The sequence below is a fragment of the Bradyrhizobium sediminis genome (genome assembly GCF_018736105.1).
Taxonomy (GTDB): Bacteria; Pseudomonadota; Alphaproteobacteria; order Rhizobiales; family Xanthobacteraceae; genus Bradyrhizobium.
In genome coordinates this window covers 131,919-150,975 of the sequence record NZ_CP076135.1, presented here as the reverse complement: position 1 = coordinate 150,975, position 19,057 = coordinate 131,919, and the positions used below count along the sequence as shown (strand labels likewise).

The following is a 19,057-nucleotide window of genomic DNA, read 5'->3' as shown; positions in this document are numbered from 1 at the left end:
GAGAGGTAGAGCCATGGCCGACATGCGTTTGATCGTTGCGGGGGCTGGCGGCCGCATGGGCCGTGCGCTGACGCGCGTGATCTCGGAAACGCCGGGCGCGGTGCTGACCGGCGCGCTGGAAGCGCCCGGTTCGGCGCTATTGGGCAAGGATGCCGGCGTGCTTTCCGGCCTGCCCGAAAACGGCGTCAAGCTGTCGGCCGACCTGTGGTCGCTGTCGGCCAATGCCGACGGCATCCTGGATTTCACCGTGCCCGGCGCCACCATCGCCAATGTTGCGATCGCCGCCCAGCGCGGCCTGGTCCACGTCATCGGCACCACGGGTCTTTCGGCGTCGGATGACGCCGTGATCAAGAGCGTCACGGCGCGCGCCACCGTGGTCAAGTCGGGCAATATGAGCCTCGGCGTCAACCTGCTGGCGGCGCTGGTCAAGCGGGTGGCGCAATCGCTGGATGACAGCTTCGACATCGAAATCCTGGAAATGCATCACCGGGCCAAGATCGACGCGCCGTCGGGCACCGCCTTGATGCTGGGCGAGGCCGCCGCGGCCGGCCGCGGGATCGATCTCCACATCCATTCGGCCCGCGGCCGCGACGGCATCACCGGCGCGCGGCGGCCGGGCGATATCGGCTTTGCGTCCCTGCGCGGCGGCACCGTCACCGGCGATCACAGCGTGATTTTCGCCGGCGCGATGGAACGCATCGAGCTGACGCACCGGGCCGAGGACCGGACCATGTTCGCGCAAGGCGCCATCAAGGCCGCGCTGTGGGCGCGCGAAAAGAAGCCCGGGCTGTATTCGATGGCCGACGTGCTCGGGCTCACGGACTTCTGAGCATGATCCGGAAAAGTGGGCACCGGTTTTCCCTCGCGACAAACGCGAAGCGTTTGCGCGGAGATCATGCTCGAACAATAAAGAATTAGCGGCTTCTCGAAACAAAACGGAAATCAAGGGAATGAGCGACCGTCTTCTCGTGCTCGTGCGTCACGGCCAGAGCGAATGGAATCTGAAAAATCTTTTCACCGGCTGGAAGGATCCCGACCTGACCGAACAGGGCGTCGCCGAAGCCAGGGACGCCGGCCGCAAGCTGAAGGCGCAGGGGCTGTCGTTCGACATCGCCTTCACCTCGGTCTTGCAGCGCGCGCAGCACACGCTCGACCTGATGCTCGCCGAGATCGGCCAGACCGGCCTTCCGACCAGGAAGCACCTGGCGCTCAATGAGCGCGACTATGGCGACCTGTCGGGCCTCAACAAGGACGACGCCCGCAAGAAATGGGGCGAGGAGCAGGTGCATGTCTGGCGCCGCTCCTACGACGTGCCGCCGCCCAGCGGCGAAAGTCTGAAAGATACGCTGGCGCGCACGCTGCCCTATTACGTCCAGGAGATCTTGCCGTGCGTGCTGCGCGGCGAGCGCACGCTGGTGGCCGCGCACGGCAATTCGCTGCGCGCGCTGATCATGGTGCTGGAGAAGCTGACGCCGGAAACGATCCTGAAGCGCGAACTCGCCACCGGCGCGCCGGTGATCTACCGGCTCAACGCCGATTCGACGGTGGCATCGAAGCTCGATCTAGCGGCGTAGGCTGGTTCGAACGGGAAGGCGTCAATGCACGCCGACCTGTCCGGCTTCCCAGCCCAGCATCGCCTGCTTGCGGGTGATGCCCCAGTGATAGCCGGTCAGCGCGCCGCTCTTGCCGAGCGCGCGATGGCAGGGCACCACGAACGACACCGGGTTTCGCCCGACCGCCGCACCAACGGCGCGTGACGCCTTCGGGCTGTTGATCTTGTTGGCGATGTCGGAATAGCAGACCGCGCGGCCCATCGGGATTTTCAACAGCGTCTCCCAGACCCGGACCTCGAAGTCGGTGCCGATCAGGACCACGCGCAGCGGCTGGTCGGCGCGCCACAGCCGCGTGTCGAACACGCGCTGCGCCAGCGCCGAGGTTCCGTCGCGGTCTTCGAGATAAGTGGCGCGCGGCCAGCGCCGTTGCATGTCGGCGAGCGCGGCCGGTTCCTCGCCCGGATCGGCGAACGCAAGCCCGGCGAGGCCGCGGCCGCTGGCGATCACGATCGCGGTGCCGAACGGCGAGGGATGGAAGCCGTAGCGCAGCGTCATGCCGGCGCCGCCGTTCTTCCATTCGCCCGGCGACATCGCCTCATGGGTGACGAACAGGTCGTGCAGCCGTCCCGGGCCCGACAGCCCGGAGTCGAGCGCGGCGTCGAGCACGCTGGCGGAATCGCGCAACAGGCCCTTGGCATGATCGAGCGTCAGCGCCTGCATGAAGGCCTTGGGCGTCAGTCCGGCCCAGCGGCGGAACAGGTGGTGCAGTTCGTCCGGCGTCACGCTGGCGGCATCCGCCATCGCTTCGATGGTCGGCTGCGTGCGCCAGTGCTCCGAGATGAAGGCGATGGCGCGCCGCACCGAATCATAGTCGCGCAGCGCGGCGTCCTGGGGGCCCGGTTTGGCGAGGCGGTGCTCATTCATGGCGAGGTTCATCATGGGTCTGATGTAGGACGGTCGCGGCGGCCAAACCACCCGATTTCCGATTCCCCCGCATCAGAGCGGATTGTAAGTCGGGCCGCGCCTGGCGGCCTGCAGCGCAGCCAGTAAAGCCTTGGCAAAACTGGCTTTTTCGTCGGCTCCAAGGAAGCTCGCGATCGACACCCGGCGCCCCCGCGAAACCAGATAGAGCCGTTCGATGCCGAATTCGGCGTGGATCTTCTGGTCGAGCTGCACCCACAAGGGATTGAACACCCATTCGACCACATGGCCGCGGTGGCTGACCCGGCGCAGGCGCAGCTCCGACGGCGTGATCCGGATCTCTTCGCTGGCCAGCGCGCGGCGGAAATTGATCCGGAACGCCCACCAGATCACCAGCACGTCGAGGCACAAGAAGCCGAACACCGGCCACGCGCCCATCAGCAGAAACGCCAACCCGGTGGCGAAGCTGACCACGCTCAAAAATATCATCAGCACCAGAAAGCCGGTGCGGCCGAGCGAGCGGTGCGGCGTCAGCAGCGCTGAAAACAATTCGGGCTGCGCATCAAAATCGTTGCCTGCGGTCATTGCGGGTCAGTATACCCGGATCATGGCGAAAATCACCCGCGGACCCCGGCCGAAATCCAAATCTCCGGTCGCAAAGCCCAGCAAGAAAGCGGCGCCCAAAGCGAAGCCCGCGCGCGCCGTCAAGAAGACGGCGAAGATCAAGACTTCCAGGATCAAGACTTCCAAAATCAAGACTTCCAAGACTAAGCCCTGGACCGCCGCCGAGGTGCACGAAGCCTTCAGCCGCTTTCGCAAAGTCAATCCCGAGCCGAAGGGCGAGCTCGAACATCTCAACCCCTACACGCTGCTGGTCGCCGTGGTGCTGTCGGCGCAGGCGACCGACGCCGGCGTCAACAAGGCGACGCGGGCGCTGTTTGCGGTGGCCGACACGCCGCAGAAGATGCTCGAACTCGGCGAGGAAAAAGTCCGCGACTACATCAAGACCATCGGGCTGTACCGCAACAAGGCCAGGAACGTCATCGCGCTGTCGGAAAAGCTGATCGCCGAATTCGGCGGCGAGGTGCCGCGCAGCCGTGCCGAAATCGAGACGCTACCGGGCGCCGGCCGCAAGACCGCCAATGTCGTGCTCAACATGGCCTTCGGCGAGCACACCATGGCGGTCGACACCCACGTGTTCCGTGTCGGCAACCGTACCGGGCTGGCGCCCGGCAACACGCCGCTTGAAGTGGAGCTGGGGCTGGAGAAGGTGATCCCGGCAGAATTCATGCTGCACGCACATCATTGGCTGATCCTGCATGGCCGTTACACCTGCCTCGCCCGCAAGCCACGCTGCGAGGTGTGCGTGATCAACGATTTGTGCAGGTGGCCGGAAAAGACGGTGTAGCAACTTCGCCTCTTCCCGCTTGCTCCGTCCTCATCCTGAGGAGCTTGCGAAGCAAGCGTCTCGAAGGATGGCCGCAGCGGGGCTCTCATGGTTCGAGACGCCGCGCGAAGAGCGCGGCTCCTCACCATGAGGAACTTACCACCGGATCACGAGGAAGCTACACCACCGGCATTCCCGTCTTCCGCACCGGCTCGATCAGTTCCGGCCGCGGGCCGGAGAGGCGCTTGTGCATGTGGACCATGAAGGCCATGCCGAACAAAGGCGTCGCCAGGTTGACGATCGGGATCGACACGAACGCCGCAATCACCAGCCCCGCGGTGAACACGACCGCCGCGTTCTGCTTGCGCATCGCCTTGGCTTCCTCGGGCGAGCGAAACCGCATCGCCGCGAGCTCGAAATATTCGCGGCCCAACAGCCATGCGGTGGCGATGAAGAACGCGATGAAGCCGGCACCCGCGATGAACACGAAGGGCAGCGCGATCAGGTAGACCAGAATCGTCAGCAGCGCGGTCTTGACGCCCTCGGTCATGGCGAGGCCGAGCGGCAGCGCGGTGCCGGGGCGTTCCGCCGGATAATGCGCGAGCTCGACATGGTCGGCGACCTCGTCGACGAACACGCTTGCCACCAGCGAAGTGATCGCCGGCATCAGGAACACCGCGCCGAACACGACGCCGAAACCGGCGGCGATCGAGACGATCCAGGCCAGCACGTTGATTGACGTTTCGAAGCCGGGTCCCAGCATCGCCTCGAGCCAGGCTTCGCCCGAGGTCGCGAACCAGCTCAATAGCCGCTGCAGGCCGATCGCCAGCACCGTGATCAGCACCAGCGCCAGCCCGATCGAGCGCCACAGGATCGAGCGCATCGGCGGCGACAGGATTTGCGATAGCGCCTTGACGGCGGCGTCGAGCATGGCGGTCCGGTCCTCTCACGAAAAAGCATTTCGCGAGAGGTAGACATGCAGGCAGCCTTCGGCAAGGGCCGGTAGCCGCCATAGCGTTTTCGAGCGAAGTGGGCACCGGTTCGCGTAAAGAAAACGCGTCAAAACAAAAGTCTAGGCGTCGAGCGGCTTGCCGCGGACGTTGGGGCCGAACGCCGCCATCGCGACGATCACGATGACCATCGCCGTGGTGATCAGGCCGAACACGCCGCCGACGCCGGCCTCGCGCAACGTGAAAGCGACGATGAAGCCCGAAAACGTCGCGCTGACCCGGCTCATCGAATAGACCAGGCCCGCCACGCGGGCGCGGATCGAGGTCGGAAACACCTCGGTCTGATAGGCGTGATAGGCGTAGGACAGGGTCATGTTGGAAGCCGTGATCAGGACTCCGCACAGGATCAGCAGCGCCGGCTCGGTGAATTGCGAAAACGCCATCCCGAACGCGCCGATGGCGGCTGCCGCGCCGCAGATGATCCATTTGCGTTCGAACTTGTCGGCGAAGCTTGCCGCCAGCAGCGGTGCGATCGGATAGGCGAAGGCGATGATGAAGGAATATTGCAGGCTCTTCGTCACCGTGATGCCCTTCTGGACCAGCAACGCCGGCACCCAGTTGGCGAAACCGTAGACGCCGAAGGCCTGGCAGAGATTGAAGATCATGAACAAGGCGACCAGCGACAGATAAGGCGGCCTGAACAGCTCGGCATAGCCCGCTTTCGCGGCCGGGCGTGCCGGCGCTGCAGCAGCCCTCGCTTGCGGCCGCGTGGATGCAGCCCCGGCGGAGGCTTCGAGTGTCGCCAGGATCTTGACCGCCTCGGCGGTGCGGCCATGCCGCGCCAGCCACAGCGGGCTTTCCGGCACGTAGAGCCGCAGGATCCAGATCGCCATGCTGCCGGCGGCGCCGATCAGGACCACCCAGCGCCAGCCGTCGACGCCGTAGGGCTGTAGCGGCACCAGCCACCATGACAGCGCCGCCACCACGGGGACCGCGGTGAACATCACGGCCTGGTTGACCGCGAAGGCGCGGCCGCGCATCCGGCTCGGCACCAGTTCGGTGATATAGGCGTCGATGGTGATGATCTCGACGCCGATGCCGATGCCGGCGATAAACCGCCACAGCAGCACGCCATCGGATGAGGTCTGGCACGCCATCGCCACCGTGGCTGCGGTGTAGCCGAGCAGCGCGTAAGTGAAGATCGCCCGCCGTCCGAACCGGTCGGCGAGGAAGCCCAGCGCGAAAGTGCCGACGAACAGCCCGGCAAAGGTCGCAGCGACGAAGGCGCCGATCCCGGAAAAGCCGAAGAAGGCCTGCGTGGTGGTGGTCAGCAAGCCCGAGCGGTTGAGGCCGGGCGCGATATAGCCGGTGAAGAACAGGTCATAGACCTCGAACCAGCCGCCGAGCGACAGCAGGATCACCAGCCGCCACAGATAGGACGAGGTGGGCAGGCTTTCGAGCCGCCGGGAAATCTCATCCGGTCCATCGGAAGCGGTGGCAAGATTGGTTGCGGCGTCGATTCCGACTGCGCTCATGGCGTTCTCCCCTGATGGTTTTCAGGCCGCCTTTCTTGCGAAGGCGTACCGGCGGATCATGTTTGGCGGTTACGAGCCAGAAATCCAGACGAACATATCGATTGAAACGTTCGATAATATCGATGGCGCGGGACCACTTCTCCCTCGCCCCGCTTGCGGGGAGAGGGTTGGGGTGAGGGGGACTCTCGGCATATTCGGACTCGCGGATAGTCCCCCTCACCCGGAGCCAAACGTTCGAGCCGAAACAAGCTCAAAGCCATCACACCTCAGATCAAGAGCTTGGCCTCCCAGGCGCCGCGACCGACCTGCTCTGCGATCAGGCTCAGCATCAGCCGTCGCATTTCCTCCATCGCATAGGTCATCGGCCGATTGCGCAGCCGGCACAGATAGAGCGTTCGCGTCAGCGTGGGTTCGATCACTTCGCGCGCGACCAGGCTTCCGGCCTTGAGCTGCTCCTGCACGAACAATTTGGTCGCGACCGCGCATCCGAGCCCGGCCAGCAGCGCGCCCGTGGTGCCTGAGATCGAGTTGAGATGCAGGATGGCGCTGGTGGTTTCCAGTCTCTTGAGCAGTACCGGGTCGTCGAGCAAGGCGCGCGACGAAAGCCCGTGACGAAGCATGATCAGCGGCAGGCGGGTGACCTCCTCGAAGCTGATCGGCTTCTTGCTCTTGCCGAGGAGCTCCGCGGTTCCGACGCAGAACATCCGCTCTTCCAGCACCGGCTCGGCGACCAGGTCCTTTTCCGACTGCGGATTGTAGACCAGCGCCAGATCGACCTCGGAGGCCATCAAATGCATCAGCGTCGCGCCCGACAGGCTCTCGGTCAGCGACAGCTTCAGATTGGGATATTTCGAGAGCACGGCGCGCATCAGGGGGACGCCGATCGCCTTGACCCCGGAATTCGCCATCCCGATCGAGATGTCGCCGGCGATCACGCTGCTGCCCTCCTTGATCTCGCGCTCGGCCGCCGCCATCGCGCGCAGGATGATGCGGGCGTGTTCGTACAGCCGCTCGCCCGCGGCGGTGGGTTGCATGCCGCGCGGCTTGCGCTCGAACAGGGGCGTTGCGAACTCCGCCTCGAGGTTGGAAATGTGATGGCTGAGCGCGGATTGCGCGACGCTGGCCTGGTCCGCCGCCCGCGACAGGTTGCGCTGCTCGTAAACCGCGATGAAATAGCGAAGCTGGCGCGAATCCATGGAACTATCGTTCTAGAAGAGAGAATGAACTATTCGCCAGATTATATTTTTCAGATGGCGCTAGGAAGCCTAGTCTGGCGCGCCATAAAAGAGCGAACGAGTGCGGGAGACGACGATGACCGGGACGGAATTGCCGCTTGCAGGCGTGAGGGTCATTGAAATGACCCACATGGTGATGGGGCCGACCTGCGGCATGATCCTGGCGCAGCTGGGGGCCGAGGTCATCAAGGTCGAGCCGCCGGCCGGCGACAAGACCCGCAGCCTCGGCGGCATGGGAACCTCGTTCTTCCCGCTGTTCAACCGCGGCAAGCGCAGCGTCGTGCTCGATTTCGCTCACCCTGAAGACCGCGAGACCATGCACCAGCTGTTGGCCTCTGCCGACGTGTTTCTGGAGAATTTTCGCGACGGGCAGCTGGAAAAGCAGGGGCTCGGCGCCGGGGAGCTGCGCCGGAAATATCCTGACCTGATCGTCGCCGGCCACAAGGGCTTTCTGTCCGGCCCCTACGAGCATCGCCCGGCGCTCGACGAGGTGGTGCAGATGATGTCGGGGCTCGCCGCCATGACCGGCACCCGCGACAAGCCGCAGCGGGTCGGCTCGTCCGCCAACGACATCATGGGCGGCATGTTCGGCGCGATCGCGATTTTGGCGGCGCTCTATCAGAAGAAGGGCGGCGGCAAGGGCGGCGCCGATATCCGAATCGGCCTGTTCGAGAACTGCCTGTTCCTGGTGGCCCAGCACATGGTCGAATACGAGATGACCGGCAACAAGCCGCGCTCGATGCCGGAGCGCGAACATGCCTGGCCGATCTACGACATTTTCGAGACCGCGGGCGGCGGGCGCATTTTTATCGGCGTCGTCACCGAGGGCCACTGGCAGAGCTTTTGCCGCGAGTTCGGCCTGCAGGAATTTTTGGACGATCCCACTTTGCGCACCACCACCGACCGGATCCTGGCGCGATCGCGAATCATCCCGCGCGTGGCCGGGGTGATCGGGGACCGGAACGCCGAAGAGCTTTCGGCTACGCTCGACCGGCTCAACATCTGCTTCTCGCCGATCAACCGCCCGGAGGACCTGTTTAGCGATCCGCACGTGTTGCGACCGGGCGGCCTGGTCAATAACATCAACGCCAACGGTGAGCCGTTCCGCGTTCCGGCGCTGCCGATCGAGTGGAACGGGGCGAACATCGGCGAAGGCTTGAAAGTGCCCGTGCTCGGCGCCGACACGCCGGCCGTTCGCGCCGAGCTCGAAAGACAGGACGTTTCCGCAACCGCCAAAACCGCAAAGAGGCTCGCATGACCCGCGTTCAGGACGTTTATCCCGACGACCGAGTAAGCCTGCGCGAAGTCGGCCTGCGCGACGGCCTGCAGCTGGTGAAGACCTTTCCCTCGACCGCGGCAAAGCAGCGCTGGATCCGCGACGAATACGGCGCGGGCGTGCGGCACTTCGAAGTAGGCTCGTTCCTGCCCGCCAAAACCTTTCCGCAATTCGCCGACGTGCGCGAGATCATCGCGACCATAGCCGCACTGCCGGGCGCGCATGGCGTGGCGCTGGCACTGAACGAGCGCGGCGTCAACGAGGCGCTGGCGTCAGGGGTGGCTGAAATCGCCACGGTAGTCTCGGCCACCGAAGAGCACAGCCAGGCCAACGCCAACCGCTCGCGCGAGTCCGCCATCGCCAACGTCAAGCGGCTTTGCGATCTGCGTGACGCCAGCGCGCACAAACCGATCGTCAACGCCGCGATCTCGATGGCGCTGGGCTGTTCGATCACCGGTGCGGTCGACCCTGCGGACGTGCTGAAGCTGGTCGAGAAATGCCTGGAAGCCGGCGTCGATTTCGTCGCCATCGCCGATACCGTCGGCTATGCCGGACCAAAGCAGGTCGGCGAACTGACCAAAGCGGCCGTGAAACTATCCGGCGCCAAGCCGGTCTGCGTTCACCTGCACGATACCCGCGGCATGGGCATTGCGAATGCGTCCGCAGCCCTCGATGCCGGCGCGCGGATTCTCGACGGCTCGCTCGGCGGTCTCGGCGGCTGCCCGTTCGCGCCCGGCGCCACCGGCAATGTGGTGTTCGAGGATCTCGCATTCCTGTGCGAGAGCAAGGGATTCGCCACCGGCATCGACATCGACAAGCTGATCGCGGTGCGATCGATCCTGCGCTCGGAAATGCCCGGTGAGACGCTCTACGGCGGGCTCGCCCGCGCCGGGCTGCCGGGTGGAACGGCGGCCAATGTACCGGCCTAGACCAACGGAATAGCGCTGACGGCGAACCTAACCGTCGGCGCTGGTCAGCGCCTGTTCGCGCGGCGTCGCGGACCGCGACCTTTGCCAGAGGTCGCGAAGCACCATGCCCGCGGCCATCGCTGCGACGAACACGAACACATCGGGCGACAGCGTCGCGAGGTTTTCCAGCGCCGGCCCCGGGCACAATCCAACGAGCCCCCAGCCGATCCCGAACAGGGTAGATCCAACGACCAGCGGCCGGTCGATATCGTCTCTGGCCGGCCAGAAGTTTCGAGCTGCCAGCAGCGGCCGTGAACGGCCCTTCGCCAACATGAAGCCCGGGACGGATACCGCGAGGGCCGCCATCATCACGACGGCCAGGCTCGGGTCCCACGCGCCGAAGATATCGAGAAAGCCGATGACTTTCGTCGGCTGCACCATTCCCGAAATCAGCAGGCCGGCGCCGAACACCAATCCGCACAACAAGGATGCGATCATCGGCATGGTTCAGCCTCCGAACACGTGATGAGTGAGCGCAACGGTCGCGATGGCCACGACCATGAAGATGACGGTCGCGGCGATGGAGCGGGCGGAGAAGCGCGCCATCCCGCAGATGCCGTGGCCGGAGGTGCAGCCGCCGGCAAGCCTGGTGCCGAAGCCGACCAGCAGGCCCGCCCCGACGATCACGGTCCAGCTTGCCGGCATCCGCGGGGGAAGCATCCCATGGCCCATCAAGCCCGCGATCAGCGGCGCCAGAATGAGCCCCGCAATGAAGGCGATGCGCCAGCCGATTTCGCCGCTTCTGGGATTGAGCAGGCCGCCGAATATGCCGCTGATGCCGGCGATTCGGCCGGTCAGCAGCATCAGCAGGACGGAGGAAAGGCCGATCAGCCCGCCGCCGATTGCCGCCGATAGCGGCGTAAAATGAGCCATCGCATTACTCCACAGACCACAGAGACGAATCTCCTGTGGTCCGTGGCTAGATCACAATCGCGTCACGCGCAATCGCAATGCATTGCCGACCACGCTGACCGACGACAGCGCCATGGCCGCGGCGGCGATGATCGGCGACAGCAGGATACCGAGGCTGGGATAGAGGATGCCCGCGGCGATCGGGATACCGGCGGCGTTGTAGATGAACGCGAAGAACAGGTTCTGCCGGATGTTGCTCATGGTGGCCTGCGAAAGCCTCCGGGCGCGAACGATGCCGCCGAGGTCGCCCTTCAGCAGGGTGACGCCGGCGCTCTCCATCGCGACGTCGGTGCCGGTGCCCATGGCGATGCCGACTTCGGCCGCGGCCAGCGCCGGGGCGTCGTTGACGCCGTCGCCGGCCATGGCGACGATCCGCCCGGCCTTCTGCAGTTTGGCGACGACCGCGCTCTTCTGATCGGGCAGGACTTCGGCCTCGACATCGGTGATCCCGAGCGTCCGTGCGACGGCGTTGGCCGTGGTCCGGTTGTCTCCGGTGAGCATGATGACCTTGATTCCTTCGGCGGCCAGTGCCTTCAGGGCGTCCGGCGTCGACGCCTTGACCGGATCGGCGATGGCAAACAGCCCCGCCAGCCGGCCATCGACCGCGATATTGATGACGGTGGCGCCGTCGCCGCGCAGACGTTCGCCCTGTTCGTTCAGCGCCCCGGTTTCGACACCGAGCGACGACAGGAAGTTGGCATTGCCGAGCAGAACGGTCTTGCCGTCGACCTTGCCGGTCGCGCCCTTGCCGGTCGGCGAGTCGAACTCCTCGACTTTGCCGAGATCGAGACTTTGCTCCTTGGCGGACCGCACGATGGCGTCGGCGAGCGGATGTTCGCTGGCGCGCTCGACGCTGGCGGCGAGCCGCAGGATCTCGGACGCCCCAAATTCGGGGGCTGCGACGATCGCGACGACCTTCGGCTTGCCCTCGGTCAGCGTGCCGGTCTTGTCGACCACCAGGGTGTCGACCTTTTCCATGCGCTCCAGCGCCTCGGCGTTCTTGATCAGCACGCCGGCCTGAGCGCCGCGCCCGACGCCGACCATGATCGACATCGGCGTGGCGAGGCCGAGCGCGCAGGGGCAGGCGATGATCAGCACGCTGACGGCCGCCACCAGGCCGTACGCCATCCGCGGTTCCGGCCCGAACCAGGCCCAGGCGGCGAAAGCGATCAGGGCCGTGACGATCACGACCGGCACGAACCAGCCGGAAACCTGATCGGCCAGCCGCTGGATCGGCGCGCGCGAGCGCTGCGCCTCCGCCACCATCCTGACGATCTGGGACAGCAGCGTGTCGCGGCCGACCTTGTCGGCGCGCATCACGAAGCCGCCGGACTGGTTGAGCGTGCCCGCGATCACCCTGCCGCCGACTTCCTTGGTGACCGGCATCGATTCGCCGGTGACCAGGGATTCGTCGAGTGCTGAGCGGCCCTCGAGAATGACACCGTCGACCGGCACCTTCTCTCCCGGCCGCACGCGCAGACGATCGCCGACCTGCAGGCTGTCGATCGCGACCTCATGGTCGGCGCCATCGTCGCCGATGCGGCGGGCGGTTTTCGGCGCCAGCTGAAGCAGCGCCTTGATCGCGCCCGATGTCGCCTCGCGGGCCCGCAATTCCAGCACCTGGCCGAGCAGGACGAGCACGGTGATCACGGCTGCAGCTTCGAAATAAATCGCAACCGCGCCGCCATGGCCGCGGAAGGTTGCCGGGAAGGCCCCGGGGGCGATGGTGCCGACAACGCTGTAAATCTGGGCCACACCCGTGCCCATCGCGATCAAGGTGAACATGTTGAGATTGCGGGTCTTGAGCGATTGCCAGCCGCGCACGAAGAACGGCCAGCCCGCCCAGAGCACCACCGGGGTGGCGAACACCAGCTGAATCCAATTCGACAGGGTCGGGTCGACCCAGCCATGCCCGCCGGCGAAATGACCCCCCATCTCGAGGACAACGGGTGGAATCGAGAGCACGAGGCCGATCCAGAAGCGCCGCGTCATGTCGGCAAGTTCGGGGTTGGGCGGCGTATCCAGGCTCGCGACCTCGGGCTCCAGCGCCATGCCGCAGATCGGGCAGCTTCCGGGACCGACCTGGCGGATCTGCGGATGCATCGGGCAGGTGTAGATCGCGCCTTCCGGCACGTTGGCTTTCGGCTTGCTGCCGCCGAGATAGGCTTGCGGGTCGGCGGCAAATTTGGTGCGGCAGCCGGCCGAGCAGAAATGCCAGGTTTCGCCGTTGTAATCGAACCGGTGCTTGCTGGTCGCGGGGTTTACCGACATGCCGCAGACGGGGTCGCGCACGGTGGCGGGGCCGCCGGCCTGAGGATGGTCGTGGTGATGGTCGTGGCCATGCGCGGCGTGGTCGTGACCTCCGCCGCAGCAGCCGGTCTTCGCCGTTTCCGCAGGGCGGGCGGCCGCCGCTTTGGCGGCGCAGCCGCAGCCGGAATTCCCTGCGCCGCCGCCTGCGCCGGTGTTGTCAGCTTCGGTCATCGCGCTCTCCACCGCCTCTTGCAACCTATACCCAGTAGGGGTATATAGGGGAAATGCGGAAAGACATCAAGGTATCCTGTCAGAAGCGGTTGAGCCGGATCGAGGGCCAGGTTCGCGGCCTGTCGAAAATGGTCGACGAGGACCGCTATTGCATCGATATCGTCACGCAGATCTCGGCGGTGCGGGCCGCGCTCCGCCGCGTCGAGGAAGAGGTGCTGAGGGATCACGTGTCGCATTGCGTCGAACATGCGATCACCAGCGGCAACAAGGCCGATCAGCGCGAGAAGATCGCGGAACTGATGGCCGTGATCGGCCGATCCGACCGCTGATCAGGGCACAACCATGCATTTACCGCAATTTCATTCCTGGTTCCCCTTGCCCGGGCCGTATGGTAGAAATCGCTCATGAATCCGACCGGAACGCTTTTGCGGATGTTTGGGGCGGCGATGCTTTTGATCGCCGTTCAATTCGCATCGGTTGCGGCCGAAGCCCACGGCGGTCATTCGCACGGGCATGACGGGCACGTTGCCCGGGCGCATGGCGCAGCGGTCGGCATTGCACATCTGAGTTCCGCCGTTGAGGCCGGGTTGAGTTCCGCCGTAGAGGCCGGATCAGTGCACCCGGTCGCGCAAGCCCAGCGTGACGCACAAACCCAGCGTGACACTCAAATCCAGCCTGGCGCTCAGGATCTGCCTGCCGCCCAGGCCAAGGCCGCCGTTCGAACCGCAGGGAGCATATCGCCCTCCGGCTCCAATGCCTGCGTGATGGGTTGTTGCGGCGGCACGGGTTGCTGCGGAGCCGCTCTGGCAGCTGTTTCGCCCGATCTTCCCCCCAGGGCCTGTTCGCCGCGCATCGGCCTTGCACGCGTTATTTCGATTCGCGGAGCGGACCCTCGAGGTCTGCGCAAACCCCCTCGATCCCTCGCCTGAGTAACGACATCGCCGCGGTTCCGGCCTCGCAGGCCGCTCCGTGCGATGAAGCTTCTTGCCAGGTGAGGAATTTTCAATGTTGTCCCTGTTTCGTGTCGCGCTCTGCGCGGCAGCTCTTGCTTCCTTTTTGGAAAGCGGACCGCTATCGGCCCATGAGGGTCACGATCATGACGCGCCGCCTCCGGCAGCGATCTCGAATCTCGCTCCGCGGGCCGAAGCGGTCTCGGACCTCTATGAGCTGGTCGCGATCGCCCGGGCCGGCGAACTCGCCATCTATCTCGACCGGTTTACGACCAACGAATCCGTGGACGGCGCCACGATCGAAGTCGAGACTCCCGCGGGTCCTGAATCCGCGCGCGCCGGCACGACCGAGCCTTACCGGCTCAGCGCTCCATGGTCCAACAAGCCGGGGTCCTATGACCTGGTCTTCACCGTCACCAAGGACGGCAACGCCGATGTGCTGCCCGCCACGCTGGTCATCCCGCCGGACGATTTGAGCGGAACGGCCGGGACGCCCACGCAGTCGGCCGCCGCAGGCGGAATCCGCGAGCGATCGTCCGGCAATGTCCCGTTGCTGCTCATCGCCGGATTAGGAGGTTTTGCCGCGGGCGCCGTCGTCATGATCCTGACGCGGCGGCGGAGCCGGCCCGCGATGGTCCTGATCGTCGCCGGGATGCTCGCGATATCGGACGGTGCGGCGCGCGCCCATGAGGGCGAGGACCATGGCACGCCCGCAATTTCGATGCCGGCGGTGCGCGACCTGGCGCAGCGGCTGCCCGACGGCGGCGTGTTCGTGCCCAAGAGCACGCAGCGAATTCTCGCGATCCGCACCATCAGAATCGAATCGGCGGCGCATCGCTCCGCTCTCGAATTGCCGGGCCGCATCATTCCCGATCCGAACGCCAGCGGATTCGTTCAGTCGTCGGTCGGCGGCCGTCTCTCGCCGCCGCCGGGTGGCTTTCCGCGGCTGGGGGCGCCGGTCAAGAAGGGCGATGTTCTCGCTTATGTGACGCCGCCGCTGCAGGCCATCGACGCTTCCGACATGCGCCAGCGGCAAGGCGAACTCGACCAGCAGATTTCCATCGTCGAGCGCCGGCTGGCCCGCTACGAAACCCTGGTGCCGAGCGGAGCGATCGCGCGCACCCAACTCGAGGATACGCGAACCGAACTGCAAGGCCTGAAGGACCGGCGCGGCTCGCTCGACAAGTCGCGCCGCGAACCGGAGGAATTGGTCGCACCGGTGGACGGCATCATTGCCGAAGGCACCGCCGTCGCAGGGCAGATCGCCCAATCCAACGCCGTGATCTTTCACATCGTCGACCCGGCCCGGCTGTGGGTGGAGGCGCTCAGCTTCGATTCCCTTCCCGGAGTCCAAAGCGCGGTGGCCCGGTTGAACAACGACCGGACCTATCCGCTCTCGTTTCGGGGCGCCGGTTTCGCCGGCCGCAATCAATCGATCCCGGTTCAATTCGCCATTCAGGGCGATGTCGCGGGCCTGCGGGCCGGGCAGTTCGTCACGGTGCTCGCCACCACGGATGAGGAAAAGACCGGCTTCGCCATTCCCCGGGCAGCGCTGGTGCGCAATGCCAACGGCCAGGATGTCGTCTACGAGCATGTTGCGGCGGAGCGCTTCGAACCGCGCGCGGTGCGGGTCGAACCGCTCGACGGCGATCGCGTCTTCATTGCCACCGGGCTTGCGGCGGGCAAGCGCCTCGTCGTTCAGGGCGCCGAGTTGCTCGGCCAGGTACGCTGAGAAGGACGCCAGATGTTCCGCTTTCTCGTCACCCAGTCGTTGCGCAACCGCCTGCTGGTGATTGCCGCCGCATCGGTGCTCGTGCTGCTCGGCATCTTCAGCGCCGGCCGGCTCCCGGTCGACGTCTTCCCGGACCTCAACAAGCCGACCGTCACCATCCTGACCGAATCGGAAGGCTTGGCGCCTCCGGAAGTCGAGCAGCTCGTCAGCTTCCCGATCGAAACCCAGATGAACGGCGTTCCCGGGGTCACGCGGGTGCGCTCGGTTTCCGGAGTTGGGCTCTCGATCGTCTATGTCGAGTTCGACTGGGGGACGGACATCTACCGCAACCGGCAGCAGATCGCCGAGCGGCTTTCCCTGGTCAGGGCCCAGTTGCCGCCGAACACCGTGCCGCAAATTGGGCCGATCAGCTCGATCATGGGGCAGATCGTGCTCGTCGCGATGACGAGCGAGAAGGCGTCCGCGATGGAAGTCCGCGAGGCCGCCGACTTCGTCGTTCGGCCGCGCCTGCTCGCGATCCCGGGCGTCGCCCAGGTCATCCCGATCGGGGGCGAGGTCCGCCAGTATCGCATTGCGCCGAATCCGCCTGCGTTGCGCAGCCTCGGCGTCACCTACGAGCAGGTCGAACAGGCCCTGACCCAGTTCGGCGTCAACACCGGCGGCGGGTTCACCGATCAGCACGCGCGCGAATACCTGATCCGGAACATCGGCCGAACCACCAGCCTGGACGACCTTCGCAGCGTGGTGGTGGCGCAGGTGAACGGCGGGCCGGTGTTTCTGCGTCAGGTCGCAACCGTCGAGTTCGCGCCCAGGGTCAAGCGCGGCGAAGCCGGCTACATGGGCAAGCCGGCCGTCATCGTCTCGATCGAGAAGCAGCCCAACGTCGACACGATCGGATTAACCCGCGAGGTCGAGCGGGTCCTGAAGGAAATCACGGCGTCGCTTCCGGAAGGCATGAAGGCCGACCAGATCGTCTTCCGCCAGGCCACCTTCATCGAGACGTCGATCCGCAACGTCGAACAGGTCCTGCTGGAAGCCGGCGTTGTCGTCGCCCTCGTTCTGTTCGCCTTCCTCCTGAACTGGCGGACCACGGTGATTTCGCTGACCGCGATCCCGGTCTCGATCCTGACCACGGCCTCGGTGTTCTATTTCGCCGGGTTGTCCATCAACACCATGACGCTGGGCGGCCTCGCCATCGCGCTCGGCGAGCTGGTCGATGATGCCGTCGTCGATGTGGAGAATATCTTCAGGCGGCTGCGCGAAAATCGCGCGCTGGAACGTCCCAGGCCGGCATTCGACGTGATCGTATCGGCCTCGCAGGAGGTCCGGTCCGGCATCGTCTATGCGACGACGATCATCGTGCTGGTGTTCGTGCCGCTGTTCGCGCTGTCGGGAATCGAGGGCCGGCTGTTCGCTCCCTTGGGCGAAGCCTACATCATTTCAATCCTCGCCAGCCTCGCGGTCTCGGTCACGCTGACGCCTGTGATGGCCTACTACATGCTGCCGCACCTGAAACGTCTCGATCACGGCGACAGCGCTCTGGTACGCCTGCTCAAGCGCGGTTACGGCGCGCTGCTCGAAGGCGCCTTCCGCCACCAGCCCGCCCTGATGGCCATGGCGTTGCTCGCCGTGACCATTGCGGGGATCGCCGCGTTCCTTCTTCCGCGCTCGTTCCTGCCGCCCTTCAACGAGGGCACGCTCACCATCAACATGCTGTTCAATCCCGGCATCTCGCTCGCCGAATCCAATCGCGTCGGCCTGATTGCCGAGCGCCTCATCATGGAGGTGCCTGAAGTCAAGACGGTCGGGCGGCGGACCGGGCGGGCGGAACTGGATGAGCACGCCGAAGGCGTGCATTCCTCGGAATTCGATGTCGACCTCGCCAAATCACCGCGAACCAAGATCGATGTGATCGCGGACATTCGCGCGCGGCTCGCGGTTCTTCCGGCCTCGATCAATGTCGGTCAGCCGATCTCCCATCGGCTCGATCATCTGCTGTCCGGGGTCCGCGCCGAGGTCGCGCTGAAGATCTTCGGCGACGACCTGGATGCGCTGCGCGCCACCGCCGAGATGATGCGGACGCGGCTAATAGGCATCCCCGGGCTCGTCGATCTGCAGGTCGAGAAGCAGGTTCTGATCCCGCAGCTCGAAATCCGCGTCGATTACGGCCGCGCCGCCCTCTATGGCGTGCAGCCGGCGGCCGTTGTTGAGCAGCTCAGCCGGCTCTCGAACGGGCGGATCATGTCGCGCGTTGTCGACGGCTACCGCAGGTTCGACGTCACCATGCGGCTGCCGGACCGGCTTCGCACCACGCAACGACTGGGCGACCTCCTGATCGAAACCCCTACGGGGTGGATTCCGGCAAGGCAGCTTGCCGACATCAAGGAGACCGAGGGTCCGAACCAGATTCTGCGCGAGAACGGGCGCCGTCGCGTGGTGGTATTGGCCAACACCAACGGCACCGCCGACATGGCGAAGATCGTCGAATCGATCAGGGAAGTGCTGGCGTCGACCAGGCTGCCGGAGGGATTTTATACCCGCCTCGAGGGCACCTTTCAGGCGCAGGAAGAAGCCAGCCGGACCATCGGGATTCTCTCGCTGCTGTCGCTGTCGCTGATTTTCGCCATTCTCTATAGCCGCTATCGCTCGGTGCTGTTTGCCGTGATCGTGATGGGCAACGTGCCTCTCGCCCTGATCGGGGCGGTCTTGGCGCTCTGGTTGACGGGCCAGCCGCTCTCCGTCGCATCGATGATCGGTTTCATCACCTTGACCGGGATCGCGGCGCGCAACGGCATCCTGAAGATCAGCCATTACATCAACCTGGCCCTGCAGGAGGGAATGCCGTTCGGGCGCAATCTGGTGCTCCGCGGCAGCCTCGAGCGGCTGACGCCGGTGCTGATGACGGCGCTGGCGGCGGGCGTCGCTCTGGTTCCGCTGCTGATCGACGCGGCCACGCCCGGCAAGGAAATCCTTCATCCCGTGGCCGTCACGATATTCGGCGGGCTCATCAGCGCGACGTTACTCGACATGCTGCTCACGCCCGTCCTGTTCCTGCGGTACGGCGAAAAGCATCTCGAACGATTGCGGCGGGACGCCGCCGCGTCCGTGGACCCGGCCCGCGGAACGTCATCAGCCGAAGCCTTTTGATCGCAGCAAC

Annotated in this window: 16 protein-coding genes; 8 read left to right on the top strand and 8 right to left on the bottom strand. The window is 65.4% G+C overall.

The window, feature by feature from the left end:
- The first annotated feature begins 13 nt into the window (after nucleotides 1–13).
- Both dapB and KMZ68_RS00730 read left to right on the top strand, forming a co-directional pair.
- The gene (gene dapB, locus KMZ68_RS00735) at nucleotides 14–829 is read left to right on the top strand and encodes a 4-hydroxy-tetrahydrodipicolinate reductase (protein ID WP_215614044.1); all 816 of its coding nucleotides are present in this window, start codon (nucleotides 14–16) and stop codon (nucleotides 827–829) included.
- A gap of 121 nt (nucleotides 830–950) precedes the next feature.
- On the top strand, nucleotides 951–1,574 hold the full coding sequence (locus KMZ68_RS00730; protein ID WP_215614043.1) for a 2,3-bisphosphoglycerate-dependent phosphoglycerate mutase: 624 nt from the start codon (nucleotides 951–953) through the stop codon (nucleotides 1,572–1,574).
- A gap of 21 nt (nucleotides 1,575–1,595) precedes the next feature.
- On the opposite strand, the gene KMZ68_RS00725 is transcribed toward KMZ68_RS00730, so the two are convergent.
- Both KMZ68_RS00725 and KMZ68_RS00720 read right to left on the bottom strand, forming a co-directional pair.
- Nucleotides 1,596–2,492: a methylated-DNA--[protein]-cysteine S-methyltransferase gene (locus KMZ68_RS00725; protein ID WP_215616130.1), complete on the bottom strand. Its 897-nt coding sequence runs from the start codon at nucleotides 2,490–2,492 to the stop codon at nucleotides 1,596–1,598.
- A gap of 57 nt (nucleotides 2,493–2,549) precedes the next feature.
- Complete coding sequence (locus KMZ68_RS00720; RefSeq protein ID WP_215614042.1) at nucleotides 2,550–3,059, bottom strand: DUF2244 domain-containing protein; 510 nt, start codon at nucleotides 3,057–3,059, stop codon at nucleotides 2,550–2,552.
- A gap of 22 nt (nucleotides 3,060–3,081) precedes the next feature.
- On the opposite strand from KMZ68_RS00720, the gene nth reads away from it, so the two are divergent.
- Complete coding sequence (nth, locus tag KMZ68_RS00715; protein WP_215614041.1) at nucleotides 3,082–3,882, top strand: endonuclease III; 801 nt, start codon at nucleotides 3,082–3,084, stop codon at nucleotides 3,880–3,882.
- Between the two features lie 157 nt (nucleotides 3,883–4,039).
- Here the strand turns inward: nth and KMZ68_RS00710 are convergent, their stop codons facing one another.
- The 3 genes from KMZ68_RS00710 to KMZ68_RS00700 all read right to left on the bottom strand — a co-directional run bounded on the left by KMZ68_RS00710 (nucleotide 4,040) and on the right by KMZ68_RS00700 (nucleotide 7,542).
- Nucleotides 4,040–4,792: a sulfate transporter family protein gene (locus tag KMZ68_RS00710; RefSeq protein ID WP_215614040.1), complete on the bottom strand. Its 753-nt coding sequence runs from the start codon at nucleotides 4,790–4,792 to the stop codon at nucleotides 4,040–4,042.
- A 141-nt stretch (nucleotides 4,793–4,933) separates the two neighbouring features.
- Nucleotides 4,934–6,346: an MFS transporter gene (locus tag KMZ68_RS00705; protein WP_215614039.1), complete on the bottom strand. Its 1,413-nt coding sequence runs from the start codon at nucleotides 6,344–6,346 to the stop codon at nucleotides 4,934–4,936.
- Between the two features lie 266 nt (nucleotides 6,347–6,612).
- Nucleotides 6,613–7,542: a LysR family transcriptional regulator gene (locus KMZ68_RS00700; protein WP_215614038.1), complete on the bottom strand. Its 930-nt coding sequence runs from the start codon at nucleotides 7,540–7,542 to the stop codon at nucleotides 6,613–6,615.
- Between the two features lie 115 nt (nucleotides 7,543–7,657).
- On the opposite strand from KMZ68_RS00700, the gene KMZ68_RS00695 reads away from it, so the two are divergent.
- Together KMZ68_RS00695 and KMZ68_RS00690 are read left to right on the top strand one after the other, a co-directional pair.
- Nucleotides 7,658–8,839 carry a CaiB/BaiF CoA transferase family protein gene (locus KMZ68_RS00695; protein ID WP_215614037.1) on the top strand — a complete coding sequence of 394 codons (1,182 nt, stop codon included), beginning with the start codon at nucleotides 7,658–7,660 and terminating at the stop codon, nucleotides 8,837–8,839.
- Entirely contained in the window at nucleotides 8,836–9,786 is a 951-nt protein-coding gene (locus tag KMZ68_RS00690) for a hydroxymethylglutaryl-CoA lyase (RefSeq protein ID WP_215614036.1), read from the top strand. Before KMZ68_RS00695 ends, KMZ68_RS00690 begins: the two co-directional genes overlap by 4 nt.
- A gap of 27 nt (nucleotides 9,787–9,813) precedes the next feature.
- On the opposite strand, the gene KMZ68_RS00685 is transcribed toward KMZ68_RS00690, so the two are convergent.
- Genes KMZ68_RS00685 through KMZ68_RS00675 form a run of 3 tightly spaced genes read right to left on the bottom strand, consistent with a single transcriptional unit; the run spans nucleotide 9,814 to nucleotide 13,218 of the window.
- Nucleotides 9,814–10,269, bottom strand: a complete 456-nt coding sequence (locus KMZ68_RS00685; protein ID WP_215614035.1) for a DUF6691 family protein — start codon at nucleotides 10,267–10,269, stop codon at nucleotides 9,814–9,816.
- Between the two features lie 3 nt (nucleotides 10,270–10,272).
- Nucleotides 10,273–10,698: a YeeE/YedE family protein gene (locus tag KMZ68_RS00680; RefSeq protein ID WP_215614034.1), complete on the bottom strand. Its 426-nt coding sequence runs from the start codon at nucleotides 10,696–10,698 to the stop codon at nucleotides 10,273–10,275.
- Between the two features lie 51 nt (nucleotides 10,699–10,749).
- On the bottom strand, nucleotides 10,750–13,218 hold the full coding sequence (locus KMZ68_RS00675; RefSeq protein ID WP_215614033.1) for a heavy metal translocating P-type ATPase: 2,469 nt from the start codon (nucleotides 13,216–13,218) through the stop codon (nucleotides 10,750–10,752).
- 53 nt (nucleotides 13,219–13,271) lie between these two features.
- Here KMZ68_RS00675 and KMZ68_RS00670 point away from each other — a divergent pair, with 53 nt between their 5' ends.
- The 3 genes from KMZ68_RS00670 (at nucleotide 13,272) to KMZ68_RS00660 (ending at nucleotide 19,047) form a co-directional block, all read left to right on the top strand.
- On the top strand, nucleotides 13,272–13,547 hold the full coding sequence (locus KMZ68_RS00670) for a metal-sensitive transcriptional regulator (RefSeq protein ID WP_215614032.1): 276 nt from the start codon (nucleotides 13,272–13,274) through the stop codon (nucleotides 13,545–13,547).
- Between the two features lie 676 nt (nucleotides 13,548–14,223).
- On the top strand, nucleotides 14,224–15,900 hold the full coding sequence (locus tag KMZ68_RS00665; RefSeq protein WP_215614031.1) for an efflux RND transporter periplasmic adaptor subunit: 1,677 nt from the start codon (nucleotides 14,224–14,226) through the stop codon (nucleotides 15,898–15,900).
- A gap of 12 nt (nucleotides 15,901–15,912) precedes the next feature.
- Nucleotides 15,913–19,047 (top strand): efflux RND transporter permease subunit, encoded by a 3,135-nt coding sequence (locus KMZ68_RS00660; RefSeq protein ID WP_215614030.1) that lies wholly within the window; start codon nucleotides 15,913–15,915, stop codon nucleotides 19,045–19,047.
- Nucleotides 19,048–19,057: the final 10 nt, after the last annotated feature.

What these genes read in the sequence shown, in the direction of transcription:
- KMZ68_RS00725 (WP_215616130.1), bottom strand. Translation starts at nt 2,492, where the DNA reads ATGATGAACCTCGCCATGAATGAGCACCGCCTCGCCAAACCGGGCCCC.
- KMZ68_RS00695 (WP_215614037.1), top strand. Translation starts at nt 7,658, where the DNA reads ATGACCGGGACGGAATTGCCGCTTGCAGGCGTGAGGGTCATTGAAATG.
- KMZ68_RS00720 (WP_215614042.1), bottom strand. Translation starts at nt 3,059, where the DNA reads ATGACCGCAGGCAACGATTTTGATGCGCAGCCCGAATTGTTTTCAGCG.
- KMZ68_RS00710 (WP_215614040.1), bottom strand. Translation starts at nt 4,792, where the DNA reads ATGCTCGACGCCGCCGTCAAGGCGCTATCGCAAATCCTGTCGCCGCCG.
- KMZ68_RS00680 (WP_215614034.1), bottom strand. Translation starts at nt 10,698, where the DNA reads ATGGCTCATTTTACGCCGCTATCGGCGGCAATCGGCGGCGGGCTGATC.
- KMZ68_RS00660 (WP_215614030.1), top strand. Translation starts at nt 15,913, where the DNA reads ATGTTCCGCTTTCTCGTCACCCAGTCGTTGCGCAACCGCCTGCTGGTG.
- dapB (WP_215614044.1), top strand. Translation starts at nt 14, where the DNA reads ATGGCCGACATGCGTTTGATCGTTGCGGGGGCTGGCGGCCGCATGGGC.
- KMZ68_RS00670 (WP_215614032.1), top strand. Translation starts at nt 13,272, where the DNA reads ATGCGGAAAGACATCAAGGTATCCTGTCAGAAGCGGTTGAGCCGGATC.
- KMZ68_RS00705 (WP_215614039.1), bottom strand. Translation starts at nt 6,346, where the DNA reads ATGAGCGCAGTCGGAATCGACGCCGCAACCAATCTTGCCACCGCTTCC.
- KMZ68_RS00700 (WP_215614038.1), bottom strand. Translation starts at nt 7,542, where the DNA reads ATGGATTCGCGCCAGCTTCGCTATTTCATCGCGGTTTACGAGCAGCGC.
- KMZ68_RS00730 (WP_215614043.1), top strand. Translation starts at nt 951, where the DNA reads ATGAGCGACCGTCTTCTCGTGCTCGTGCGTCACGGCCAGAGCGAATGG.
- KMZ68_RS00685 (WP_215614035.1), bottom strand. Translation starts at nt 10,269, where the DNA reads ATGCCGATGATCGCATCCTTGTTGTGCGGATTGGTGTTCGGCGCCGGC.
- KMZ68_RS00675 (WP_215614033.1), bottom strand. Translation starts at nt 13,218, where the DNA reads ATGACCGAAGCTGACAACACCGGCGCAGGCGGCGGCGCAGGGAATTCC.
- nth (WP_215614041.1), top strand. Translation starts at nt 3,082, where the DNA reads ATGGCGAAAATCACCCGCGGACCCCGGCCGAAATCCAAATCTCCGGTC.
- KMZ68_RS00690 (WP_215614036.1), top strand. Translation starts at nt 8,836, where the DNA reads ATGACCCGCGTTCAGGACGTTTATCCCGACGACCGAGTAAGCCTGCGC.
- KMZ68_RS00665 (WP_215614031.1), top strand. Translation starts at nt 14,224, where the DNA reads ATGTTGTCCCTGTTTCGTGTCGCGCTCTGCGCGGCAGCTCTTGCTTCC.